Below are 24,901 nucleotides of genomic sequence, written 5' to 3' on the forward strand. Positions count from 1 at the left end.
ACACTGGTTCGTAGCGCGTGATGGACTGCAACGGCATTGAGCGGGCTGTACTGCCATTCTATATTGCTGGTGGTGAGTGAATCCGGGGAAATCAGGTCGTATGAATATTTCTCTTTGCCAGCCGTGTAGTTAAACGGCTTACCGTTGCCAAATGTGGCTGACCATCCGCGTTTGAAGCTGTTAGGGCTGATGTGGGTAAAGGTTTTGCCGTGCTGCTCCCACAGCATTTTGATGTGAGTCGAACCGTCGTCGATATAAATGCGCATGTTGTACCTTATTTGAGTCAAATGTGAGATGAGAATTAAACATCCGGCGTCGGTAGATGCCTGAAAGGCGATTATTGAGCCAGAACTGAGAGCACAATGAGATGAATCAGCGCCATAAAGCGCTCAATGAGAAAAGGAAGTGCCGCAAGTGAGACAAAGATGAGAAATCTTTTCATAGGTTTTTTCCTGTATGGGGTGAGTAAAATGCGAATTGCCATACAAGATTAAGGAGATGAGCGTCGGGAAATTACTCCACTGCTGATATTGAGAATTGCTCGCAACTGATAAAATGAAAATGCAGTTCATTTAAAGTGCATTGTGGGGGCGAGATTGAGTGGGAATTAAAGCACTGCTATGAAATGAAGAAGGACGCACAACCATGCAAGCTGTACGCCTTGGGATTACGCCATTTTATTTGCCACGACTCAGGTTGTCGATGTGGTCAGCGTACCACTGCATCATTTCGCGCCGCCCATCCAGATACAGCGCATGGTTGTATGTTCCACGGATACTGTTCTTATCCACATGCGCCAGTTGTAGCTCTATCCATGCAGAATTAAAGCCCTGTTCATGCAGGATGGTGCTCATTGTGTGGCGGAATCCATGACCAGTTGCCCTGCCACCATAACCGATACGCCGAATCAATACATTCAACGACATATCGCTGATTGGCTTAACTTTTTCAAGTCTCCCAGGGAAAACATACTGATAACCAGTAGTCATCGTTTTAAGTTCCGCCAGAATAGCCAAAGCTTGTAGAGACAAAGGTACAACGTGGGGGCGACGCATTTTCATACGTTCTTCTGGAACACTCCAGAGATTATTTTTAAAATCAAACTCTGACCACTCTGCCTTACGCAACTCTCCTGGACGAGTACCGGTTAAGATAAGCAATTTCATAGCAAGCTTAACCAGAACATTTCCAGTGTACGCTTGAAGCAGAGTAAGAAAGTCAGGCAACTCTGTTGCTTGCAAATGTGGGTAATTCGCCTTTTTATGCGGCATCATCACACTAGCGAGATCTGGAGCTGGATTAGATAAAGCACGTCCCGTCGCTATTGCATACTTCCAAACTTCACCACAGCGCTGACGAACCTTTCGCATCTTCTCTGTAGCCCCCCTTTTCTCAAGACGGGATAGCACCCCCATCAATTCCATCGGTGTAATAGAGTCAATAGGGCGATGACCGATATAAGGGAAAACGTCTTTCTCAAAAGTTGCGATCATTTCTGTCCGGTAAGACTCGGCCCAAAGATCATAACGCCGTTGATACCATTCCCTAGTTATAGATTCAAAAGTGTTGCCGAGCTTATCCTGCTGGGAGATTTTCTTTTCTTTGCGGGTATCACTCGGGTTGATACCTGCAGCTAATAGGTCCTGCGCCTCATCGCGTTTGCTACGAGCTTCGGATAAAGAAACTTTTGGGTAAGTTCCTAAGGACAACATTTTCGCCTTACCTTCATAGCGATAACGAAACCGCCAGCCCTTCGAGCCATTAGGTTCAATCTGTAACGATAATCCGTTACCATCTGCTTTGGTATACGTTTTATCCGCGGGCTTGGCGCGGCGTATCTCAAGGTCTGTGAGAGGCATATGTATAGTTTTCTCCTCAAAAATCATCCTATGTGTATAGTTTCAGAGTGTATAGGAGAAACTATACACATTTCTATACAACATCGGTTCTTGATTTGGGGTAACTCTGGTTGAATTGGGTTGATGAAGAAATGATTAAAAACCCAGTAAAATCAGTATGCAGTTGACTTGAGTGGAGTTCAGAAGAGTTGAAATTGGAGCGGGCGAAGGGAATCGAACCCTCGTATAGAGCTTGGGAAGCTCTCGTTCTACCATTGAACTACGCCCGCTTTGAGGTACGAGTGGTATTATAAACCTAACTCTTCCACTGGCAAGCCTTGCGCTTGCCAAGTGGCGAGAAAATAACCTTTTAACACTTAGGCTTACTGCCCTGCGGTGGTAAATAACGCAGTGGATCGATAGCCGTGGCGCGGTAGCGGATCTGAAAATGCAGCTGCACGCCGCTGGCATCACTGCTGCCCATCGTCGCTATCTGCTGGCCAATCTTCACGCTCTGGCCGTTGTTGACCATCATTTTGTCATTGTGAGCATAAGCGGTGATGTAGTCTTCGCTGTGCTTAATCATAATGAGGTTGCCATAACCCCGGAGCTGATTACCGACGTAGACCACCTTACCGGCTCCCGCCGCATAAATTGGCTGACCGCGCTGCCCTGCAATATCAATACCTTTGTTACCGCCATCGGCGGTAGAGTACGGCAATACCACTTTCCCGGACGTTGGCCAACGCCAGCAGCGCTGCCCGACCGGAGGCCACGATGACTGCGGCACTGCGGCCGACGGTGTGACTTTCGCCGTCTGGGTCGTCTTGCCACTACCCGTTTTCTTCGTCGATCCCGAAGAGCCGTTAATCTTCAGCCGCTGTCCCACCTCGATAGTATAAGGTGGAGAGATACCGTTAAGCCGGGCCAGGTCCTGCACGCTGGTGCCGGTCGTGCGCGAAATACGGTACAACGTATCTCCGCGTTTAACGGTGTAGGTTGGGCCGCTACTGCCGCCGCTCGAACCCGATTTATTACTGGAACAACCAGCCAGCATCAACCCTGCCAGCAGGCAAAGTATCAGGGAAAAGGGGATGTTATTCAGGCGTCCTGCACGCAAAACGGATCCTCAACAAGCGGCTACGGGTGACCTATTCTAGCAGCCTCAAGCCGGATGCCAATGCCTCCCTTCGTTTAAACCTGTTTACTGACAGTAATCAGACTCGCGAACTATCAACGCCGGGCTCAGGTTATCAGCCGATTTTCCCCGGTACCGCCGCACAGATATCCTGTGCCGGGCATCTTCACACGAGGAAGTTATCATGAGCCTGTCTATTCCTGCCCTGGCGCAGGCAGCCGGGGCGAGCTATGCCGAAGCACAAAAATTAATGGCGCCGAAAGGCATCCTGGCCATTATCAAAAATTTCTTTACCTGTGGCGGAGTCACTCGCGCCAACATGGAACTTCTGGATGAATTTAAAACTGCAGTCCGGGAAAAGATAGACACACAGCACCCTCAGCACATTCAGTTCCAGTTCATGGAGCACGAGATTTGCATATCCCCGGGATCTTCAAACAGAACATTCACATGCACGGTAAAAGGCCATCATGGGGATGAGGATTCCACAGAAGAGATAAACTGCGGCTATCATCGTTTTTTGGCCTCACTCACCAGCCCTGCACAGAGCGTCTCGACCAGTGTATCTGCTCGTGGGAACAGCGCTGATGCAAACAAACTACTGAATCAGTATCTTGGTGCCGTTCATTTACCACCGTTCCATTTTGAGCCCGGCCCCGATGGTAATCCGACAGGAAAAACGGAATCAGATTGCGTCCGGATACTCAGCGCCAGGGCAATGGTCGACTGGAAAACAATGGCATCAGTTTGTGACGACATTCAACAGCAGGCTGTGCTTGCCGCAAAACCAATCCTGGCTCCGTTAGGCCTGATTAATCGCCCCCTGTTTTACGAACCTCATATGGTTCTACTGGTATGCATCCCCGATCAACTGCCAAAGATCGTCGACAGTAAAAACACCAGCCCTTACCCACGTGGTATTAGCGTCGAATGGACCGGGCGTCAGCCATTTCTGGACAGGCAGAGTTGCTGGGCGCATGCCTGCCAGCAGGCCATACACTATGCGCATCAATTGACTATGGGGGTTCCTGCAGAGCAACTCACGTTCTGGGAGGATTAAAACAACGGCGGGGTAATAGCAGAAAAAGAATGCCCCAGGGAGGGGCATTCCAGCGTGTCGAACTTACTTCTGCGGACGCAGAGCCGGGAACAGGATCACGTCACGGATGGTGTGGCTGTTGGTGAACAGCATAACCATACGGTCGATACCAATGCCCAGACCAGCGGTCGGCGGCAGACCGTGTTCCAGCGCGGTCACGTAGTCTTCGTCGTAGAACATCGCTTCGTCATCGCCTGCGGCTTTCGCGTTTACCTGATCCAGGAAGCGCTGAGCCTGGTCTTCAGCATCGTTCAGCTCGCTGAAGCCGTTACCGATTTCACGGCCGCCGATGAAGAATTCAAAGCGATCGGTGATTTCCGGGTTCACGTCATTACGACGCGCCAGCGGAGACACTTCTGCCGGGTATTCAGTGATGAAGGTAGGCTGAATCAGGTGCGCTTCTGCCACTTCGTCAAAGATCTCGGTCACGATACGGCCCAGACCCCAGCTCTTCTCGACATGAATGCCGATAGATTCTGCGATGGCTTTCGCCGCGTCGAAGTTATCCAGATCCGCCATGTTGGTTTCCGGACGGTATTTCTTGATAGCTTCGCGCATGGTCAGTTTCACGAACGGCTTGCCGAAGTCGAAGGTGTGTTCACCGTAAGGTACTTCGGTTTTACCCAGAACATCCTGCGCCAGGGTGCGGAACAGGGATTCGGTCAGCTCGATCAGATCTTTATAATCTGCATACGCCATATAGAGTTCCATCATGGTGAACTCAGGGTTATGACGAACGGAGATACCTTCGTTACGGAAGTTACGGTTGATTTCGAAGACGCGTTCGAAGCCACCCACGACCAGACGCTTCAGGTACAGTTCCGGCGCGATACGCAGGTACATGTCCATATCCAGAGCGTTGTGATGCGTGATGAACGGACGTGCAGAAGCACCACCCGGGATCACCTGCATCATCGGGGTTTCCACTTCCATGAAGCCACGACCAACCATGAATTTACGCATGCCGGCCAGGATCTGAGAACGGATTTTAAAGGTGTTACGGGACTCATCGTTAGCGATGAGATCCAGGTAGCGCTGACGATAACGCGCTTCCTGATCCTGCAGGCCGTGGAACTTGTCCGGCAGCGGGCGCAGTGCTTTAGTCAGCAGGCGCAGCTCGGTGCAGTGAATAGACAGCTCGCCGGTTTTGGTTTTAAACAGCTTACCGCGCGCAGCGATGATGTCGCCGAGATCCCATTTCTTAAACTGATCGTTGTAAACGCCTTCCGGCAAATCGTCACGCGCCGCGTAAAGCTGGATACGGCCACCCACGTCTTGCAACGTGATGAAGGAGGCTTTACCCATAATACGGCGGGTCATCATACGGCCAGCAACAGAGACTTCAACGTTCAGGGATTCGAGTTCCTCGTTTTCCTTGGCATCGAATTCAGAGTGCAATTGGTCAGAGGTATGATCGCGACGGAAATCATTCGGGAAAGCAACAGCCTGCTCTTCACGCAGCGCGGCCAGCTTCTCACGACGAGATTTCAGTTCATTATTAAGGTCAATGGCCTCATCGGCACCTTGTGCTTGTATTTCAGACATTTTGGTTCCTCATAACCCTGCTTTCAAACTTGCTTCGATAAATTGATCCAGGCTGCCATCCAGCACTGCCTGGGTATTGCGGGTCTCTACACCAGTACGCAGATCTTTAATGCGCGAGTCGTCCAGGACATAGGAACGAATCTGGCTACCCCAGCCGATGTCAGATTTGTTATCTTCCATCGCCTGCTTTTCGGCATTCTTTTTCTGCATTTCCAGTTCATAAAGCTTCGCTTTCATCTGCTTCATGGCCTGGTCTTTGTTCTTATGCTGAGAACGGTCGTTCTGGCACTGTGTCACGGTATTGGTCGGAATGTGGGTAATACGTACCGCAGATTCCGTACGGTTAACGTGCTGGCCACCGGCACCTGACGCACGATACACATCGATACGCAGATCCGCCGGGTTGATATCGATGTCGATATCATCGTCCACTTCCGGGTATACAAACGCGGAGCTGAACGATGTATGACGACGACCACCGGAGTCAAACGGGCTCTTACGTACCAGGCGATGAACGCCAGTTTCAGTACGCAACCAGCCGTAAGCATAATCACCGGAAATTTTAATCGTGGCAGATTTCAGGCCCGCCACTTCGCCTTCGGACTCTTCAATCACTTCGGTTTTAAAGCCGCGTGCTTCAGCCCAGCGCAGGTACATACGTACCAGCATGCTCGCCCAGTCCTGCGCTTCTGTACCACCAGAACCCGCCTGAATGTCGAGATAACAATCAGCATTGTCATATTCGCCGGAGAACATACGACGGAATTCTAACTGAGCTAATTTCTCTTCCAGTTGATCAAGCTCAGCAACTGCTTCATTGAAGGTCTCTTCGTCTTCAGCTTCAACAGCAAGTTCCAGCAGACCGGAAACATCTTCCAGCCCCTGAGCCATCTGATCCAGCGTTTCGACGATGGCTTCGAGGGAGGAACGTTCTTTACCCAGCGCCTGTGCGCGCTCAGGTTCGTTCCAGACATCCGGCTGTTCCAGCTCGGCGTTTACTTCTTCCAGACGCTCTTTCTTGGCATCATAGTCAAAGATACCCCCTAAGAACGTCAGAGCGTTCCGTGAGGTCCTGAATGCGGTTTTTTACCGGATTAATTTCAAACATGGTCTGTTTTCTTTAATTGGACTTGTAAAATGCGGTGTTAAGGGGCGAATTTTACCGGATCTCCGCCCCTTTTTATAGCGATTACTGCCACGCGCTGTCTCTAGACAGGCCAAATATTGTCAATAATCAGCTGTACACTTCGGTTGCCACGGAATTCGTTGATATCAAGCTTATAAGCCAGCTCAACCTCACGCACACCGTTATCTGGCCAGCAGGCCGTGTCGATATTAAACGCGATGCCGTCGAGCAATGGCCCGCCGCCAACCGGCTCTACCATCACTTTTAAATGACGCTCTCCAACCAGGCGCTGCTGCAACAGCCGAAAACGCCCGTCGAACAACGGCTCTGGAAACATTTGTCCCCACGGGCCAGCATCGCGCAGCATTTGAGCGATTTCCAGCGTCATCTCATTGGGTGACAACGGCCCGTCAGAGACTACTTCACCCTGTAGCAGCGACGGATCCAGCCAGTCAGTGACCAGCTCACCAAAACGTTGCTGAAACTCGTCAAAACGAGCCTCTTCAAGCGACAGCCCCGCCGCCATGGCATGGCCACCAAACTTGATTATCAAACCGGGAAACAGCGTATCAAGGCGCTCCAGAGCATCTCGCATATGCAGGCCCTGAATAGAACGCCCGGAGCCTTTTAACGTACCGTCTCCCGCAGGGGCAAAAGCAATGACCGGGCGGTGGAAACGCTCTTTTATCCGCGAAGCCAGAATACCGACCACGCCCTGGTGCCATTCGGGGTGATACATGGCGAGGCCCCCCGGGAGGGTATCCCGAGAGCGCTCAAGCTTTTCGCAAAGCGTCAGCGCTTCTGCCTGCATCCCCTGCTCAATCTCTTTGCGCGTCTGATTCAGCGCATCGAGCTCGTTGGCGAGCATTCGCGCTTCACCCGGGTTATCACAAAGCAGCAGCGCCACGCCAACGGACATATCATCCAGCCGGCCAGCAGCATTCAGACGCGGCCCAAGCGCAAAGCCAAGATCGCTTGCCGCCAGCTTCTGCGCTTCACGATTAGACACTTCAAGCAGCGCTTTGATACCGGGACGGCACTTCCCGGCACGAATCCGACTGAGCCCCTGCCAGATAAGAATGCGATTGTTAGCATCAAGCGGTACTACGTCCGCCACGGTACCAAGCGCAACCAGGTCGAGCAGCTCCGCCAGATTCGGCGGCGTAATGCCTCGCTCCTCGAACCAACCGTTGTCACGCAGGTGGGTACGAAGCGCCAGCATCAGGTAAAACGCCACCCCCACGCCCGCCAGCGATTTCGACGGAAAGTCGCAATCATTCAGATTTGGGTTAATGATGGCTTCGGCGGCGGGCAGCGTGTCACCCGGCAGGTGGTGATCGGTCACCAGCACCGGGATGCCGAGCGCATGCGCACGATCCACTCCCGCGTGGGAAGAGATGCCGTTATCCACGGTCATAATGAGCTGTGCGCCGCGAGCGTGGGCCTGTTCAACCACTTCCGGGCTAAGGCCGTAGCCGTCTTCAAAACGGTTCGGCACCAGATAGGCGATGTTCTGGCAACCCAATGCACGCATGCCGAGCACGCTGAGCGCGGTACTGGTTGCGCCATCGGCGTCGAAATCGCCCACCACGACAATACGCAGCCCTTCCCGGAAGGCGTTATGCAGGATCTCAACGGCCTTTTCCACACCGCTAAGCTGCTGCCAGGGCAGCATCGCCTTCACGCTGCGTTCAAGATCGCTTGCGCTCTTCACGCCCCGACTGGCGTAAAGTCTGCGCAAAAGCGGCGGCAGTGACTCAGGTAGCACCACCGCCTCGTCGACTTCTCGCCGACGAAGTTGTATCTGTGATTTCACGCGAATCAGTTACCGCTGGTTTGTTTCTGGTGTTCATCAAGAAACGCTTTCATCTCTTTTGGTCCCTGATAACCAGGTACCACGAAACCGTTGCTCAACACGATGGCCGGCGTTCCGTTCACGCCAAACTGCACGCCCAGCGCGTAGTGTTTAGCGATATCGATGTCGCAGGAGGCAGGTTTAACACCTTTGCCCTGCATGGCGTCATCAAAGGCTTTCTGGCGGTCTTTGGCACACCAGATAGATTTCATGTCGCTCTCAGCCTGGCTCTGCACGCCCTGGCGCGGGAAAGCGAGATAGCGCACGGTAATACCAAGCGCGTTGTAGTCTTTCATCTCTTCATGCAGCTTGTGGCAGTACCCGCAGGTGATATCGGTAAACACGGTGATCACGTGTTTTTCCTGCGGAGCCTTATAGACGATCATCTCTTTTTCTAACGCATTCAGGCGGGTCATCAGCAGCTGATTAGTGACGTTTACCGGCTGAGCGCCGCTGACGTCATACATCGGTCCCTGAATGATATGTTTACCGTCTTCGGTGACGTACAGCACCCCGCTGTCGGTGAGCACGGTTTTCATGCCTGCAACCGGTGCAGCCTGAATATCCGCGTTCTGAACACCCAGTTTCTTCAGGGACTGTTTGATGGCTGCATCATCAGCATGGGCTACGCCAGAGAGCGAAGCGGCCAGCAGAGTGAACATCAGTAAACCTTTTTTCATACCATTTCCTTTTAATCAGCCTTCACGCACGCGGGTGATGCTGTTGATGGAGCTGCCGCAGGCGTTCGGTCGCGACATGGGTGTAGATCTGTGTTGTTGACAGATCGCTATGCCCAAGCAGCATTTGCACCACGCGCAGATCTGCGCCGTGGTTCAGCAAATGCGTCGCGAACGCATGTCGTAAAACGTGCGGCGAGAGTTTTTCACTGTCTATGCCCGCCAGTTGAGCATAGTGCTTAATTCGATGCCAGAAGGTCTGGCGCGTCATTTGCTGAGCCCGGGAGCTTGGGAACAGAACATCCAGCGAAACGCCGTTCAGTAGCCATGGCCGCCCGTGTTCAAGATAATTCTCCAGCCAGTACACCGCTTCTTCTCCCAGCGGAACCAGCCGTTCTTTGTTGCCCTTGCCAATAACCCGCACCACCCCTTGTCGCAAACTCACGTCGCTCATGGTCAGGCTAACGAGCTCGGTAACGCGCAGCCCGGTGGCGTAGAGTACTTCCAGCATAGCTTTATCGCGTAACTCCAGCGGCTGGTCAACTAACGGTGCCTGTAACAGGCTGTCGACCTGCGCCTCGCTGAGATCTTTGGGCAACCGCTGCGGGAGTTTTGGTGAGGCCAGCTGGGCGCTGGGGTCGTCAGCGCGTAGTTTTTCCCGATACAAATGCTGGAAGAAACGACGCATAGCGCTCAGCAAACGAGCAGAACTGGTTGCTTTGTAGCCACCGGCTTTACGTTCAGCAAGCAGCGCCTGCAGTTCGTCATGCTGAACGGTTTCGAGGGTTGATCCGCGATGGTTCAGCCACTCCACCAGCATGGTCAGATCCCGACGATAGGCGCTGAGCGTGTTTTCCGCCAGATTTTTCTCAAGCCACAGCGCATCGAGAAACTGTTCTATTTGTGCGAGATCCTTTTCCACATTCGCTCCTCTCAGTCGGCAACCCGGGTCATTATGCCTGAACGGAATTCATTTCTGTTACACTAGCGCGAAGTCATAGCAATAAATGAGACGTTTACGCGATGAACATTGGCCTTTTTTATGGTTCCAGTACCTGTTACACCGAAATGGCGGCGGAAAAAATCCGCGACGTGATCGGCGACGAACTGGTGACGCTGCACAATCTTAAAGATGATTCACCCTCGTTGATGGAGCAGTACGATGTGCTCATCCTTGGTATTCCGACCTGGGATTTTGGTGAAATCCAGGAAGACTGGGAAGCCGTCTGGGAACAACTGGATACGCTGAATCTGCAGGGCAAGATCATCGCGTTATACGGTATGGGCGATCAACTTGGCTACGGCGAGTGGTTCCTCGACGCCCTTGGTATGCTGCACGATAAGCTGGTCACCAAAGGCGTACAGATGATTGGCTATTGGCCAACGGAAGGTTATGAGTTCACCAGCCAGAAACCCATTATTGCCGACGGGCAACTGTTCGTTGGGCTGGCGCTGGATGAAACCAACCAGTACGACCTGAGCGATGAGCGCATCCAGAACTGGTGCGAGCAAATCCTCGGTGAAATGGCTGAACGCTTCTCCTGAGCCCGCTACTGTTGCGCCGGTTGTTGCATAATTATCCGGCGCAAATCCCGCCACTCTCCGGCTTCCATACTGTCTGCCGCCAGCCATAGATGATGTTTACGGCGATGACCGACGCGACGGATCCGCAGCAGCATCCCGCCAGATAATATCCAGGGTGTGCCCAGGATATCCCACTCCTGATTTTGCCAGCGTAGACGTGAATCTATCAGTAGTTTAATTTCGCCCTGCCGCGCGTTTATCCTCCGCTGGCTGCGGACGCAGTCAAACACCACCAGCGAAAGCAGCAGCAGCCACAGCGGCGTATAGCTCAACGGCCAGGGCATCAGTAATACCACCCCGGCCACCACGCCATGAAGTAGCAATGACAACCATTGTGCGCGCCATGAGACGCGAAGATCAGATTGCCACAGGACCACGTTCCCGATTCCGTGTCTGAATAAGTTGTACCATGCGCTGGAAACCGGCATCGGCAGGTTTGCCGTGGTTCATCAGCCAGTTAAACAGGTCTGGGTCGTCGCACTCCAGCAGACGAACGAAGAGGAGTTTATCTTCATCACTCAGCGTGTCGTACTCGTACTCAAAGAACGGCATGATGGAGATATCAAGTTCGCGCATACCGCGACGGCATGCCCAGTGGATACGGGCTTTGTTATTAATGTCCATGTTGTCCTTCCTGCATAACGATACCGAATAGTTTAACGCGTTTTCCGCCCTTACTTTACAGGATTATTACACTGTGCGGTGCCTCTTCCACAAAAAACCCTTTTACTTGCAAGGATTTCAATTTTTCTCGTGTCTTCTCGCATAACCGTCAAACGGCACAAAAGGGCTGTGGAAAGCGCTTGCATTAGGGCCTGTCTCTTTTACCATTAGTCATTATCAGAGCGTTAAGCAATTCAGGACATTATTATGGCATTTACTCCATTTCCTCCGCGCCAGCCTACCGCCTCTGCGCGTCTGCCGCTGACGCTAATGACCCTTGATGACTGGGCACTGGCACGCATTACCGGCCCTGATGCCGAGAAATACCTGCAGGGGCAAGTGACTGCAGATGTCGCGCAAATGAACGACAGCCAGCATCTGCTGGCCGCGCACTGTGACGGAAAAGGTAAAATGTGGAGCAATCTGCGTCTTTTCCGTCAGCCCGAAGGCTTTGCCTGGCTTGAGCGCCGTAGCCTGCGCGATGCCCAACTCACCGAGCTGAAAAAATATGCCGTGTTCTCGAAAGCGACCATTGCCGCTGATGATGAACATGTTCTGCTGGGCGTTGCCGGTTTCCAGGCACGCGCAGCGCTGGCAAATCTGTTTACCACCCTTCCTGACGCCGAACAGCAGGTTACCCATAATGACGCGACGACCCTGCTGTGGTTTGCCGAACCGGCTGAACGTTTCCTGCTGGTGACCGATGTCGCCACCGCAGAGAGCATCGTTGACGCTTTACGCAGTGAAGCACAGCTGAACAACAGCCAGCAGTGGCTGGCGCTCGATATTGAAGCCGGGATCCCGGTTATCGACGCGGCGAACAGCGGGCAGTTTATTCCGCAGGCCACCAACCTGCAGGCGCTGGGCGGGATCAGCTTCAAAAAAGGGTGCTATACCGGTCAGGAGATGGTGGCACGAGCAAAATTCCGGGGCGCCAATAAACGTGCGCTGTGGTATCTGGCAGGTCACGCCAGCCGCGTACCGGAAGCCGGAGAAGATTTAGAGTTGAAAATGGGTGACAACTGGCGCCGTACCGGCACCGTACTCGCCGCCGTTCAGCTCGACGACGCCCGCGTGCTCGTTCAGGTCGTGATGAACAATGACATGGAAGCTGACAGCGTATTTCGCGTTCGCGACGATGCTAATACCCTGAGCATCGAGCCGCTGCCTTATAGCCTGGAAGAAGAATAAGATCTTTAGTCACGCGACCCGGCACCGCCGCCGGGTCGTTGTTGCTATTTATAAGACGTATAAATAGATGGCGAGGAAGTGGCACACGCTGCCTCCAAGCACAAAACCGTGCCAGATAGCATGATTGTACGGGATACGTTTACAAACGTAGAAAATCACCCCCAACGAATAAACCACCCCACCCGCCGCCAGCAGCGTAACACCACCCACCGCAAGCTTGATGGCTAACTGATATACCACAATCAGAGACAGCCACCCCATGATGAGATAAGTCACCAGCGACAACACTTTGAACCGGTGCGCGATAGTCAGTTTAAACAGGATCCCAACCAGCGCCAGGCTCCAGATGACAATCATTAGCCCCCGCGCCAGCGGTGAGTCAAGCCCCACCAGCAGAAACGGCGTATAGGTACCGGCAATCAGCAGGTAAATGGCGCAATGGTCGAACTTTTTCAGCCACTGCTTTGCCCGTTGATGGGGAATAGCGTGATACAGGGTGGAGGCAAGAAACAGCAGGATCATGCTGCCGCCGTACAGGCTATAGCTGGTGATAGCCATAGCGCTGGCATTGGTATCCACAGCCTGCACCAGCAGCAACACCAGGCCGACAATCCCGAATACCAGGCCTATCCCATGGCTGATACTGTTAGCAACCTCTTCAGCCAGCGAGTAACCCTGGGTAATTAATGCTTTACGAACCATACTGAGCTCCGGAAGAACTAATCTACAATTAGCGCATCACTAGCGTAACTGAGAATGATTCCAGTGAACACATGTTCGCTAAAATAAATACGTGAATATTTATAACCATCACAAAATCATTAAGTTACGTTTTTATTTCAACTAACAGGTGTTCTCTATAAACTCAAAGGCATTTGAATTCAATCACATAAAACTGATTCTCACCGGGGTAAATGTCTGAAATAACTTGCTTAAGCTGCGCCAGAGTCATGTTTTCCTGTTGGGCATGCTGAGTGGTAAGAGCGTCGAGCGTCACCGTTGAGGTTGCCACTACCTCGATAGTGCAGAAGTAGCCATCATCTTCGTAGCGCCCCACGCGCAGAATATCCCCGACGTTAAAGTGTGACTCGCTCGCGTCGCGCAGGGTTATGGTTTTACGCCCGGCTAAAATGTCTTCCTGAAAGCGCTGAAAAAAAGTGATGTCGTTAGCTGTCATGTTATGCTTTCCTTTCGCTGAATGTCTGTCGAGAGTAACCCGTACCGTGAGCCTATTTTCACACGCCGCCATTGCCAGCCTCAACAATCTCGAAATGATGGTCTACCACTTTGTCATCAAAAATCGCGACACGGTGATGTACATGACCATTCGTGAACTGGCCGATGCCGCGGGGGTATCCACGACCACGGTGCTGCGTTTTTGCCGTCGCCTGGGCTGTGAAGGGTACTCTGAGTTTCGGGTGCGTTTTAAATTATATTTAGAGCAGGAAGAACCTCAACAGACAAATTTTGGTGCCAGCGAAATAATCAGTTTTTTTAAAAGCGTTAATAACGACGAGTTCGATACACTACTTGATGATGCGGTCGATATTATCCTCGCTTCAGAACGTATTATTTTTGTCGGTGCAGGCACCTCCGGTTCTCTGGCAAAATATGGCGCACGTTTTTTCTCCAACGTTGGTAAATTCAGTAACCATATTGACGACCCTTATTTCCCGGTCACCAACGATATGGCAAAGAATGCGCTGGCGATTGTGCTGTCGGTCTCCGGAGAAACCGAAGAGATCCTGCGCTTTGCCAGCCAGTTCAGTCTGCATCACTGTAAAGTGCTCTCCATTACCAGCCACGAGCACTCACGCCTGGCAAAGCTTGCTGATTTTAACCTCTCCTGGCATGTTCCTCAGACTCGTATAGCGGGCGTCTACGATATTACGACCCAAATCCCGGTTATTTATATTCTGGAATCCCTGGGGCGAAAACTTGCCAAAAAGCTACGTTAAAAAACAGCTTGTTTTTTGGATGTGACAAATCACATTCGGCCTGAATTGTTATATCGTGACAATTCACTTCGCTTTGTTAGACTCATTTTCAGCGATTTATTGAATGAGATTAATAGCGATGAAAAAACTGACTCTACCGAAAGACTTTTTATGGGGTGGCGCCGTCGCGGCACACCAGGTTGAAGGTGGCTGGGATAAAGGCGGCAAAGGCCCCAGTATTTGCGACGTTCTGACCGGCGGCGCTCACGGCGTTCCACGTGAAATCACCCAGCAGGTTGAAGCAGGAAAGTACTACCCGAACCATGAGGCCGTCGATTTCTACGGGCATTACAAAGAAGACATTAAGCTTTTTGCTGAAATGGGCTTCAAATGCTTCCGTACCTCCATCGCCTGGACCCGAATCTTCCCGAAAGGTGACGAAGCGCAGCCGAATGAAGAAGGGCTGAAGTTCTACGACGACATGTTCGATGAACTGCTTAAATACAATATCGAACCGGTTATCACCCTCTCCCATTTCGAAATGCCACTGCATCTGGTTACGCAGTACGGTAGCTGGACTAACCGTAAGGTGGTTGATTGTTTTGTACGCTTCGCTGAGGTGGTTTTTGAGCGCTATAAGCACAAAGTGAAGTACTGGATGACCTTCAACGAAATCAATAACCAGCGTAACTGGCGTGCACCGCTCTTTGGTTACTGCTGCTCCGGAGTCGTTTATACCGAACACGACAATCCGGAAGAGACCATGTACCAGGTACTGCATCATCAGTTCGTTGCCAGCGCCCTGGCGGTGAAAGCTGCTCGCCGCATTAATCCAGAAATGAAAGTCGGCTGCATGCTGGCGATGGTGCCACTCTACCCCTATTCCTGTAAGCCAGAAGACGTGATGTTTGCTCAGGAATCAATGCGTGAACGCTACGTCTTTACCGACGTCCAGCTGCGCGGTTACTACCCGGGTTACGTGCTGAACGAGTGGCAGCGCCGTGGCTTTACTATTCACATGGAAGAAGCTGATGCACAGATCCTGCGCGAAGGGACCTGCGATTACCTCGGCTTCAGTTATTACATGACCAACGCGGTCAAAGCCGAAGGGGGTACCGGGGATGCAATTTCCGGGTTTGAAGGCAGTGTGCCTAACCCGCATGTAAAAGCCTCCGACTGGGGCTGGCAGATTGACCCCGTTGGGCTGCGCTATGCGCTATGCGAGCTGTACGAGCGCTACCAGAAGCCGCTCTTTATCGTAGAAAATGGTTTTGGAGCCTACGATAAAGTCGAAGCCGACGGCACTATCAACGACGACTACCGTATTGAATACCTGCGCGCGCATATTGACGAGATGGTCAAAGCGGTCACCTGGGACGGCGTCGACCTGATGGGCTACACCCCGTGGGGCTGCATCGACTGCGTTTCCTTTACTACCGGACAGTACAGCAAGCGCTACGGTTTTATTTACGTTAACAAACACGACGACGGCACCGGCGATATGTCCCGCTCAAGGAAGAAGAGCTTTAACTGGTACAAAAACGTGATTGCCAGCAACGGCGAAAATCTCTGATTATTTGCCGGATGTGACGTGAAAACGTTATCCGGCAGAAAATGAATTATCTCCAAAAAATAAGGGCGCCGGAGCGCCCTTAATCAAACCGTAAACCAATGTGGTTACTCGTAATCGCTCATCGGTACACAAGAGCAGAACAGATTACGATCGCCGTAAACGTCATCCAGACGTTTCACCGTCGGCCAGTATTTGTTTGCAAAGCCTCCCGGGAAGACCGCCTGCTCGCGGGTGTACGCATGGTTCCACTCGCTCACCAGCTCATTCTGGGTGTGCGGTGCGTTCACCAGCGGGTTATCTTCCAGCGTCCAGTGACCCTGCTTCACCTGGTCAATTTCAGCACGGATAGCCAGCATCGCATCGATGAAGCGGTCCAGCTCCACCTTGCTTTCCGATTCCGTCGGCTCCACCATCAGCGTACCCGCAACCGGGAACGACATGGTCGGTGCGTGGAAGCCGTAGTCAATCAGGCGTTTAGCGATGTCGAGCTCGCTGATGCCGGTCTCTTCTTTCAGAGGGCGAATATCCAGAATACATTCGTGCGCCACGCGACCGTCGCGGCCGGTATACAGCACCGGGAACGCGTCTTTCAGACGGGTCGCGATGTAGTTGGCGTTCAGAATAGCCATCTGGCTCGCCTGCTTCAGGCCTTCAGCCCCCATCATACGGATGTACATCCAGCTGATTGGCAGGATTGAAGCGCTGCCGAACGGTGCAGCAGAAACCGCACCCTGACGGGTCAGCATACCTTCAATTTGCACCACGCTGTGGCCCGGCACGAACGGAGCCAGGTGCGCTTTCACGCCGATAGGCCCCATACCCGGGCCGCCACCGCCGTGCGGGATGCAGAAGGTTTTGTGCAGGTTGAGGTGAGAGACGTCGGCACCGATAAAGCCCGGTGAAGTGATCCCCACCTGAGCGTTCATGTTTGCGCCATCGAGATAAACCTGACCGCCGAACTGGTGTACGATTTCGCATACTTCACGAATTGTCTCTTCGTACACGCCGTGGGTAGACGGATAGGTCACCATGATACAGGAGAGGTTCTCACCCGCTTGTTCTGCTTTTGCACGCAGATCGGCGAGATCGATGTTACCGTTCTTATCACAGGCCACAACCACTACCTGCATCCCTGCCATCTGGGCAGACGCCGGGTTAGTGCCGTGCGCGGAGCTTGGGATCAGGCAGATATCACGATGACCGTCGTTGCGGCTTTCGTGATAGTGACGGATCGCCAGCAGGCCCGCATATTCGCCCTGCGCGCCGGAGTTCGGCTGCATGCAGATTGCGTCATAACCGGTCAACTTCACCAGCCACTCGGAGAGCTGGCTAATCATCTGATGATAGCCTTCCGCCTGCTCTGTCGGGCAGAACGGGTGCAGTTCGGCAAATTCCGGCCAGGTGATCGGCAGCATTTCTGCGGCGGCGTTGAGCTTCATGGTGCAGGAGCCCAGCGGGATCATCGCCTGGTTCAGCGCCAGATCTTTGCGCTCAAGCGAGTGCATATAACGCATCATCTCGGTTTCGCTGTGATAGCGATTAAACACCGGATGGGTCAGGATAGCGTCATCACGCAGCATCGGAGCCGGGATAGAGCGGCTGTCGAGGGCAATTTCTTTATCGAGCTTATCGATATCCAGGCCGTGATTGTCGCCAAGGAACACGGTAAACAGATTCAGCACGTCTTCCCGGGTTGTGGCTTCGTCGAGGGTAATCCCCACCGCGCCAACGATATCGCTACGCAGGTTGATTTCCGCCGCTTCAGCACGAGCCAGCACTGTTGCTTTGTCCGCCACTTCTACGCACAGGGTGTCAAAGTAGTGAGCAAAACGCAGCTTCTGGCCCTTCTGCTGCAGGCCGGTCGCCAGCACATCGGTCAGACGATGAATACGGCCCGCAATACGCTTGAGACCAACCGGACCATGGAACACCGCGTAGAGGCTGGCAATGTTAGCCAGCAGCACCTGGGAAGTACAAATGTTGGAGTTCGCTTTCTCGCGACGGATATGCTGCTCGCGAGTCTGCATCGCCATGCGCAGCGCCGTGTTACCCGCAGCATCTTTCGATACCCCGATAATACGGCCAGGCATAGAGCGTTTGAATTCATCTTTTGCCGCGAAGAATGCGGCATGTGGGCCACCGTAACCCATCGGTACACCGAAGCGCTGCGCGGAACCGAAGACAATGTCGGCACCCTGTTTGCCAGGCGCGGTGAGCATGACCAGGGTCATGAAGTCAGCGGCGACGCTGACCACCACTTTGCGGGATTTCAGCTCAGCAATCAGTTTGCTGTAGTCGTGAATTTCACCGGTGGTGCCAACCTGCTGCAGCAGTACGCCAAAGACGTCCTGGTGATCCAGCGCTTTTTCAGCGTCATCAACGATAACGTCAAAACCGAAGGTTTCGGCACGGGTACGCACCACGTCCAGGGTCTGCGGGTGAACGTCCGCCGCCACGAAGAAGCGGTTGGCGTTTTTCAGTTTGCTGACGCGCTTTGCCATCGCCATGGCTTCTGCCGCCGCGGTTGCTTCATCCAGCAGAGAAGCGGAGGCGATATCCAGTCCGGTCAGATCCAGCGTTACCTGCTGGAAGTTCAGCAATGATTCGAGACGGCCCTGAGATACTTCCGGCTGATACGGGGTATATGCGGTGTACCAGCCCGGGTTTTCCAGCATGTTGCGCAGGATAACCGGCGGCAGCTGCACGGCGGTGTAGCCCATGCCAATGTAAGACTTAAAGCGCTTGTTGCGACCCGCGATGGCTTTCAGTTCTGCCAGCGCTGCAAATTCGGTTGTCGACTCACCCACCTGCGGCGGTGTGGCAAGCTGGATATCCTTAGGCACAATCTGCCCGATGAGCGCGTTTAACGAATCAGCGCCTACGGTGTTGAGCATCTCCTGCTGTTGCTGAGTGTCCGGTCCAATGTGACGTTCAATAAAAGCGCCGCGGTTTTCAAGCTGGCTTAAAGTCTGGGTCATGAGCGATGGTTCCTGAAACATGCAGTGATTTTAAGATTTCCTCTCCCTGAGGGAGAGGAAAAAAACCTTATTCGTCTTCTAACAGGGCTTCGTATGCGGCAGCATCCAGCAGAGCAGCAACCTGAGATTCGTCGCTGGCTTTGATCTTGAAGATCCAGCCGTCGGTGTACGGATCGCTGTTAACCAGTTCCGGAGAATCGCTCAGTTCGTCATTAACCGCGACGATCTCACCGCTAATCGGAGCATAGATATCGGATGCTGCTTTTACAGATTCCGCTACCGCGCAGTCATCGCCTGCGTCAACGTTTTTACCCACGTCCGGCAGGTCGACAAATACCATGTCACCCAGCAGCTCCTGCGCGTGCTCGGTAATACCGACGGTGTAAGTGCCATCCGCTTCTTTACGCAGCCATTCGTGTTCTTTGCTGTATTTCAGTTCTGCAGGTACGTTGCTCATTCAAAATTCTCCAGAAAAAATAATCGATTACACAACGGCTTTGCCATTGCGAACAAAAACAGGTTTGGTCACTTTCACCGGCATTTCGCGGTTACGAATCTGCACTATCGCCGTGTCGCCAATGCCCTGAGGCACGCGAGCCAGCGCAATGCTGTAACCCAGCGTTGGTGAGAAGGTACCACTGGTGATAATGCCTTCTTTTTGGTTGCCCTGGGCATCGGTAAAGCGCACCGGCAGCTCGCCGCGCAGAACGCCTTTCTCGGTCATAACCAGGCCTACCAGCTGCTCAGTGCCGTTTGCACGCTGAGCTTCCAGCGCGTCGCGGCCAATGAAATTACGCTCAGCCGGTTCCCAGGCGATAGTCCAGCCCATGTTGGCTTCCAGCGGAGAGATACTTTCGTCCATCTCCTGGCTGTAGAGGTTCATACCCGCTTCCAGGCGCAGGGTGTCACGCGCGCCAAGACCGCACGGCTTCACACCAGCTTCCACCAGCGCCCGCCAGAAATCCGCCGCCTTTTCATTTGGCATCGCGATTTCATAGCCCGCTTCACCGGTGTAACCGGTAGTGGCAATGAACAGATCTCCTGCCTGCACGCCGAAGAACGGCTTCATACCTTCAACGGCTTTGCGCTGGGCATCAGTAAACAGACTTGCCGCTTTGGCCTTAGCCTCAGGCCCCTGCACGGCAATCAGCGACAGGTCGTCACGCACGGTAATGTCGATACCATACGGTTCAGCCTGCTGGCTAATCCAGGCAAGGTCTTTTTCACGGGTCGCTGAGTTAACGACAAGGCGGAAGAAATCATCAGAAAGGAAGTAAACAATCAGGTCATCGATGACGCCTGCGGAGGCATTGAGCATGCCGGTGTAAAGCGCTTTACCGGGGATCGTCAGTTTTGCGACGTCATTTGCCAGCAAATAGCGCAGAAACTCCCGGGTCCGGCTGCCGTGCAGATCGACTATCGTCATATGCGAAACGTCGAACATACCGGCACCCGTACGAACAGCGTGGTGCTCATCTAACTGGGAGCCGTAATGCAGCGGCATCATCCAGCCGTGGAAATCCACCATGCGGGCGCCACACAGCGTGTGTTGTTCATACAAAGGCGTCTGTTGAGCCATCTTTTCCTCGTTGAATAAGCAAGGGCCAGCACGCATTTTGCGGCAACATTTGTGCCACAAAACCCATCGTCGACGCCCATTCCCGGGCATCGACGCAAACGTTCTCTTTAGCCTGAACTTACCACCGAAACGAGCGGTAAACCATAAGGCAAAGTGGGTCATCACATTAGCTTATGACCAAAACGAGCAAAAAACTGTACAGAGTTATCGACTGGAAAAATGCGATTAATACCACATAAAATTAACAACTATGGCCAGCAGTTCAGGACAAGCTGACATTTTGTGCGGGAAAAGGGACAAAATTCGCGTAGCGAAAATTTAACCGCATTACTAAATCTAATGCGAAAAAGTTGCTGGAATTAGATTATTTCAAACGAGGAGAGACTTCCCGGCGCACAGGCCGGGAGAAGAAGTGTGACGCAGTTAACGTAACCAGGAAGGAAGATCGTTGAGGCCCATCGCCTGACGAATCAGTTGCGGTTTCACGCCGGGGAGCGTATCCGCCAGTTTCAGACCAATATCGCGCAGCAGTTTCTTCGCCGGATTTTCTCCGGCAAACAGTTCGCGGAATCCCTGCATACCGGCAAGCATCAGCGCAGCGCTGTGTTTGCGGCTGCGCTCGTAGCGGCGCAGGTACAGGTGCTGACCGATATCTTTACCCTCACTATGCAAGCGCCTTAACGTCTCGATAAGCTCTGCGGCATCCATAAAGCCAAGGTTTACCCCCTGCCCGGCAAGCGGGTGAATGGTATGCGCAGCATCCCCTACCAGCGCCAGTCGATGCGCGGCAAACTGACGGGCATAGCGTCCGGTCAGCGGGAATACCCGACGCTCACTTTCAAGGGAACACAGCCCCAGACGGTTGTCGAAGGCAATATTCAGCGCCTGATTGAACGCCTCATCGCTGGCCGCCTGCATCCGCTCGGCTTCCAGCGGAGGCAATGACCAGACGATTGAACAGAGATGCGGGTCACTCAACGGCAGGAAAGCCAGAATGCCCTCGCCGTGGAACGCCTGCCGGGCAACGGCCTGGTGTGGCTCTTCAGTTCGAATGGTTGCCACCAGTGCATGATGGCGATAGTCCCAGGAGGCCAGCGGAATATCCGCATGTTGACGCACCCATGAGTTGGCGCCGTCGGCGCCCACCACGACTCGCGCGGTCAGCATGCTGCCGTCTTTTAGCGTAATGAAGGCTTCGTTTTCACCCCACGCCACCTGCTGCAGCGCGGCAGGCGCCATCAGAGTGACGTCGCGGCACTGCTGCGCTTTTTGCCACAGCGCATAGTGGATAACGTCATTTTCAATGATATGACCAAGATGGCTGTAACCGAGGCTACTGTCTTCAAACGCGATTCGGCCAAAGCTGTCCTTATCCCACACTTCCATGCCGTGGTAGCAGCTGGCGCGATTTGCCAGAATAGATGACCAGACGCCAAGGTGCGTCAGCAGTTTTTCACTGGCGGCATTAATTGCCGACACCCGCAACGCAGGCGCTGCTTCTGCGGCCAGCGGCTCGGGAACAGATTGTTCCAGTACTGCAACGCGTAATCCGCTGCCCTGCAGGCCGCAGGCAACCGCCAGTCCAACCATGCCACCGCCAACGATAGCGACATCAACACTTTGCACTCTAATGCTCCTTATCTCGCCACCATGCCGAGGGTGCGCGCCGCCAGCGCGTCACGGGCAGGGGTCAGGATTTCCATCGCCATCAAACCAACGTTACGGCCCGCCACCAGCGGTGCCCAACGGTTGGCAAACAGATGTACCAGCCCATCGGTCACGCCGATGGTGGCGGATTTATCTTCGCTACGCCGCGCCTGGTAACGGCACAGCAGCGCATAATCACCCGGGTCTGCCGCCGTCGCCAGCATCTCAGCCAACGTCATCACGTCGCGCATCCCAAGGTTAAAACCCTGTCCGGCGATCGGGTGCAGCGTTTGCGCGGCATTCCCCACCAGCGCCAGACGGTGCGATACCGCGCGCGAAGCCGTGGTGAGCGACAGCGGGTAGGCGCTGCGTTTCCCGGCCTGGGTAATTCGCCCGAGCCGCCAGCCAAAAGCTTTCTGCAATTCATCGCAAAAACGCGCATCTGACCAGCTCAGTACGTCATCCTGCTGTTCCAGTGCATGACACCAGACCAGCGAACAACGCCCTTTCGACATCGGCAGCATCGCCAGCGGGCCAGAAGCGGTAAAACGCTCGAACGCGCGGCCTTCGTGCGGCAGCGCGGTAGTAATATTGGCAATCACCGCCAGCTGCTGATATGGCTGCTGCTGCCAGTGAATACCGCACTGTTCGCCCAGCGCCGAACGCGAACCGTCGGCGGCCACCAGCAGTTTACCCTGCAGGATCTCACCACCGTCGAGCGTCACGCTGACACCGTCTTCGCTACGGGTAAATTCAGTGACGCGAGCCGGGCAGTGCAGCGTCACACCCGGCGCTTTACGCAACAGAGCAAACAGTCGCTGGCCGACGTCGTGCAGTTCCACTACCTGCCCGAGCGCAGGAAGACGATAATCTTCGGCATCGAGAGTGACGAAACCGGCATGGCCGCGATCGCTCACGTGAACGGTCTCAATTGCCGTCGCGCAGTCGCGAATAGCCTGCCAGACGCCAATGCGCTCAAGCTGCTGACAGGTGCCCGCCGCCAGCGCAATAGCACGGCCATCAAACCCTGGATGCTGCTGGCTCTCAGGCGCTACCGCTTCAATCAGATGCACCGGCATTTTCCCGCCGCTCTGCTGCGATATTGCCAGCGCCAGCGTCGCGCCGGTCATGCCTCCGCCGACGATGATAATACTCATACGGTTTTCGCTGCGGCCATCAGCGCCTCGATGTCATCGGCATACTTCACGACGCTCGCGGTCAGGTTTTCATTACCGTCGGCAGTGATAACGATGTCATCTTCAATACGGATCCCAATGCCGCGATATTCAGCGGGCACCTCGGCGTCGTGAGCGATATACAAGCCCGGTTCAACGGTCAGCACCATCCCCGGTTCGAGTACGCGTGAACGGTCAACGCCGTACTCACCGACGTCATGCACATCCAGCCCCAGCCAGTGGCTCAGGCCATGCATGAAGAATTTGCGATGGGCGTTCTCCGCGAAGAGCTGATCGACATCGCCTTTGAGCAGGCCAAGCTTCACAAGCCCATTAATCATGATGCGCACCACTTCGCTGGTCACTTCCGCAATCGTCGTACCCGGACGATAGCGGGCGAGCGCATGCTCAAGCGAAGCCAGCACGATGTCGTAAATCTCACGCTGCGCTGGGGTAAATTTACCGTTCACCGGGAAGGTGCGTGAAATATCACCGGCGTAACCTTTATATTCACAGCCCGCGTCGATCAGCACCAGGTCACCGTCGTTAAGTGCCGCCTCGTTCTCGGTGTAATGCAGAATACAGCCGTTAACCCCGCCTGCGACGATGGTGTTATAGGACGGATAACGCGCACCATGACGGGTAAATTCGTGGTGGATCTCGCCCTCCAGCTGGAACTCCATCATTCCAGGTCGACACTTTTCCATCGCCCGGCGATGTGCCAGCGCGCTTATCTCACCCGCCCGGCGCAGTATGGCTATCTCTTCTGGCGATTTGAACAGGCGCATCTCGTGCACCAGCGGTCGCCAGTCGACGACCGACGCCGGGGCCGTCAGATTCTGTCGGGATCCTTTACGCAGTTTATCCAGCGCGCGGAAGACGATTTCATCAGCCCAGGCGTATTCACCCTGAGCAAAATAGATGGCGTCGAGTCCGTTTAACAACTGATAAAGCTGCTGATTGATTTCACTGAAGGCTAGCGCCCGATCGACACCCAGCGCCTGTGGTGCCGCTTCCTGACCCAGACGACGCCCAAACCAAATCTCCGCGGTCAGGTCGCGAACCCGGTTAAACAGCACGCTGTGGTTGTGGGTTTCGTCGCTTTTCACCAGCACCAGTACTGCTTCCGGCTCGTTAAATCCGGTGAAGTACCAGAAGTCGCTGTTCTGGCGGTACGGGTATTCCGTATCCGCACTGCGAATCGCCTCGGGGGCGGCGAAAATCAGCGCCGCACTGCCGGGCTGCATCTGCGCCAGAAGAGCCTGGCGTCGACGGTCAAATTCCTGCTGGGTCATG

General features: G+C 53.8%; 23 protein-coding genes and 1 tRNA gene. 5 read left to right on the forward strand and 19 right to left on the reverse strand.

The window, feature by feature from the left end; translation table 11 throughout:
• The 4 genes from parM to actS form a co-directional block, all read right to left on the reverse strand.
• Window positions 1-266: plasmid segregation protein ParM domain-containing protein (gene parM / locus GYRE_RS11925; protein WP_038255485.1), on the reverse strand; the 266-nt coding region annotated here is incomplete at its 3' end.
• Window positions 267-677: 411 nt separating this feature from the next.
• The gene (locus GYRE_RS11930) at window positions 678-1,859 is read right to left on the reverse strand and encodes a tyrosine-type recombinase/integrase (RefSeq protein ID WP_038255583.1); all 1,182 of its coding nucleotides are present in this window, start codon (window positions 1,857-1,859) and stop codon (window positions 678-680) included.
• Window positions 1,860-2,054: 195 nt separating this feature from the next.
• Window positions 2,055-2,128 (reverse strand) — tRNA-Gly (locus GYRE_RS11935).
• Window positions 2,129-2,208: 80 nt separating this feature from the next.
• Entirely contained in the window at window positions 2,209-2,958 is a 750-nt protein-coding gene (gene actS / locus GYRE_RS11940) for an amidase activator ActS (RefSeq protein WP_038255488.1), read from the reverse strand.
• 202 nt (window positions 2,959-3,160) lie between these two features.
• Between actS and GYRE_RS11945 the strand changes: the two genes are divergently transcribed.
• Window positions 3,161-4,036 carry a hypothetical protein gene (locus GYRE_RS11945; protein ID WP_038255489.1) on the forward strand — a complete coding sequence of 292 codons (876 nt, stop codon included), beginning with the start codon at window positions 3,161-3,163 and terminating at the stop codon, window positions 4,034-4,036.
• 63 nt (window positions 4,037-4,099) lie between these two features.
• Here the strand turns inward: GYRE_RS11945 and lysS are convergent, their stop codons facing one another.
• From lysS to xerD, 5 genes are all read right to left on the reverse strand, one after another.
• Window positions 4,100-5,620, reverse strand: a complete 1,521-nt coding sequence (gene lysS, locus GYRE_RS11950; RefSeq protein WP_006818416.1) for a lysine--tRNA ligase — start codon at window positions 5,618-5,620, stop codon at window positions 4,100-4,102.
• A 9-nt stretch (window positions 5,621-5,629) separates the two neighbouring features.
• Window positions 5,630-6,728, reverse strand: a protein-coding gene (gene prfB / locus GYRE_RS11955) for a peptide chain release factor 2 (RefSeq protein ID WP_112471493.1) whose coding sequence is annotated in 2 segments (ribosomal slippage) — window positions 5,630-6,652 and window positions 6,654-6,728 — 1,098 coding nt in all. Because the reading frame shifts where the segments join, the coding sequence is not laid out codon by codon here.
• A gap of 100 nt (window positions 6,729-6,828) precedes the next feature.
• On the reverse strand, window positions 6,829-8,562 hold the full coding sequence (recJ, locus tag GYRE_RS11960; protein ID WP_006818413.1) for a single-stranded-DNA-specific exonuclease RecJ: 1,734 nt from the start codon (window positions 8,560-8,562) through the stop codon (window positions 6,829-6,831).
• Window positions 8,563-8,567: 5 nt separating this feature from the next.
• Window positions 8,568-9,281 carry a bifunctional protein-disulfide isomerase/oxidoreductase DsbC gene (dsbC, locus tag GYRE_RS11965; RefSeq protein ID WP_038255492.1) on the reverse strand — a complete coding sequence of 238 codons (714 nt, stop codon included), beginning with the start codon at window positions 9,279-9,281 and terminating at the stop codon, window positions 8,568-8,570.
• A 22-nt stretch (window positions 9,282-9,303) separates the two neighbouring features.
• On the reverse strand, window positions 9,304-10,200 hold the full coding sequence (gene xerD / locus GYRE_RS11970) for a site-specific tyrosine recombinase XerD (RefSeq protein ID WP_038255494.1): 897 nt from the start codon (window positions 10,198-10,200) through the stop codon (window positions 9,304-9,306).
• Window positions 10,201-10,301: 101 nt separating this feature from the next.
• On the opposite strand from xerD, the gene fldB reads away from it, so the two are divergent.
• Window positions 10,302-10,823: a flavodoxin FldB gene (gene fldB, locus GYRE_RS11975; protein WP_006818410.1), complete on the forward strand. Its 522-nt coding sequence runs from the start codon at window positions 10,302-10,304 to the stop codon at window positions 10,821-10,823.
• Window positions 10,824-10,828: 5 nt separating this feature from the next.
• Here the strand turns inward: fldB and GYRE_RS11980 are convergent, their stop codons facing one another.
• Together GYRE_RS11980 and sdhE are read right to left on the reverse strand one after the other, a co-directional pair.
• The gene (locus GYRE_RS11980) at window positions 10,829-11,239 is read right to left on the reverse strand and encodes a protein YgfX (protein ID WP_038255496.1); all 411 of its coding nucleotides are present in this window, start codon (window positions 11,237-11,239) and stop codon (window positions 10,829-10,831) included.
• Window positions 11,220-11,486: an FAD assembly factor SdhE gene (gene sdhE / locus GYRE_RS11985; protein ID WP_006818408.1), complete on the reverse strand. Its 267-nt coding sequence runs from the start codon at window positions 11,484-11,486 to the stop codon at window positions 11,220-11,222. Before sdhE ends, GYRE_RS11980 begins: the two co-directional genes overlap by 20 nt.
• A 246-nt stretch (window positions 11,487-11,732) precedes the next feature.
• Here sdhE and ygfZ point away from each other — a divergent pair, with 246 nt between their 5' ends.
• Window positions 11,733-12,716 carry a tRNA-modifying protein YgfZ gene (gene ygfZ, locus GYRE_RS11990; protein ID WP_038255498.1) on the forward strand — a complete coding sequence of 328 codons (984 nt, stop codon included), beginning with the start codon at window positions 11,733-11,735 and terminating at the stop codon, window positions 12,714-12,716.
• A 48-nt stretch (window positions 12,717-12,764) separates the two neighbouring features.
• Here the strand turns inward: ygfZ and trhA are convergent, their stop codons facing one another.
• A complete protein-coding gene (gene trhA / locus GYRE_RS11995; RefSeq protein ID WP_006818406.1) occupies window positions 12,765-13,418 on the reverse strand; it encodes a PAQR family membrane homeostasis protein TrhA in 654 nt (217 codons plus the stop codon).
• Window positions 13,419-13,581: 163 nt separating this feature from the next.
• The gene (gene yqfB, locus GYRE_RS12000; RefSeq protein WP_006818405.1) at window positions 13,582-13,893 is read right to left on the reverse strand and encodes a N(4)-acetylcytidine aminohydrolase; all 312 of its coding nucleotides are present in this window, start codon (window positions 13,891-13,893) and stop codon (window positions 13,582-13,584) included.
• A gap of 46 nt (window positions 13,894-13,939) precedes the next feature.
• On the opposite strand from yqfB, the gene GYRE_RS12005 reads away from it, so the two are divergent.
• Both GYRE_RS12005 and GYRE_RS12010 read left to right on the forward strand, forming a co-directional pair.
• Window positions 13,940-14,674: a MurR/RpiR family transcriptional regulator gene (locus tag GYRE_RS12005; RefSeq protein WP_038255585.1), complete on the forward strand. Its 735-nt coding sequence runs from the start codon at window positions 13,940-13,942 to the stop codon at window positions 14,672-14,674.
• A 118-nt stretch (window positions 14,675-14,792) separates the two neighbouring features.
• Complete coding sequence (locus GYRE_RS12010; RefSeq protein ID WP_038255500.1) at window positions 14,793-16,226, forward strand: 6-phospho-beta-glucosidase; 1,434 nt, start codon at window positions 14,793-14,795, stop codon at window positions 16,224-16,226.
• A 104-nt stretch (window positions 16,227-16,330) separates the two neighbouring features.
• Here the strand turns inward: GYRE_RS12010 and gcvP are convergent, their stop codons facing one another.
• From gcvP to pepP, 6 genes are all read right to left on the reverse strand, one after another.
• Window positions 16,331-19,204 (reverse strand): aminomethyl-transferring glycine dehydrogenase, encoded by a 2,874-nt coding sequence (gene gcvP / locus GYRE_RS12015; RefSeq protein ID WP_038255502.1) that lies wholly within the window; start codon window positions 19,202-19,204, stop codon window positions 16,331-16,333.
• Window positions 19,205-19,271: 67 nt separating this feature from the next.
• A complete protein-coding gene (gene gcvH / locus GYRE_RS12020) occupies window positions 19,272-19,661 on the reverse strand; it encodes a glycine cleavage system protein GcvH (protein ID WP_006818399.1) in 390 nt (129 codons plus the stop codon).
• A 27-nt stretch (window positions 19,662-19,688) separates the two neighbouring features.
• On the reverse strand, window positions 19,689-20,783 hold the full coding sequence (gene gcvT / locus GYRE_RS12025; protein WP_038255505.1) for a glycine cleavage system aminomethyltransferase GcvT: 1,095 nt from the start codon (window positions 20,781-20,783) through the stop codon (window positions 19,689-19,691).
• Between the two features lie 423 nt (window positions 20,784-21,206).
• Window positions 21,207-22,409, reverse strand: a complete 1,203-nt coding sequence (gene ubiI, locus GYRE_RS12030; protein WP_038255507.1) for an FAD-dependent 2-octaprenylphenol hydroxylase — start codon at window positions 22,407-22,409, stop codon at window positions 21,207-21,209.
• 11 nt (window positions 22,410-22,420) lie between these two features.
• A complete protein-coding gene (gene ubiH / locus GYRE_RS12035) occupies window positions 22,421-23,587 on the reverse strand; it encodes a 2-octaprenyl-6-methoxyphenyl hydroxylase (protein WP_038255509.1) in 1,167 nt (388 codons plus the stop codon).
• A complete protein-coding gene (gene pepP, locus GYRE_RS12040) occupies window positions 23,584-24,900 on the reverse strand; it encodes a Xaa-Pro aminopeptidase (RefSeq protein WP_038255511.1) in 1,317 nt (438 codons plus the stop codon). Before pepP ends, ubiH begins: the two co-directional genes overlap by 4 nt.
• Window position 24,901 lies beyond the last annotated feature (1 nt).

The organism is Yokenella regensburgei ATCC 49455 (assembly GCF_000735455.1).
In the GTDB taxonomy this organism is placed as follows: domain Bacteria; phylum Pseudomonadota; class Gammaproteobacteria; order Enterobacterales; family Enterobacteriaceae; genus Yokenella; species Yokenella regensburgei.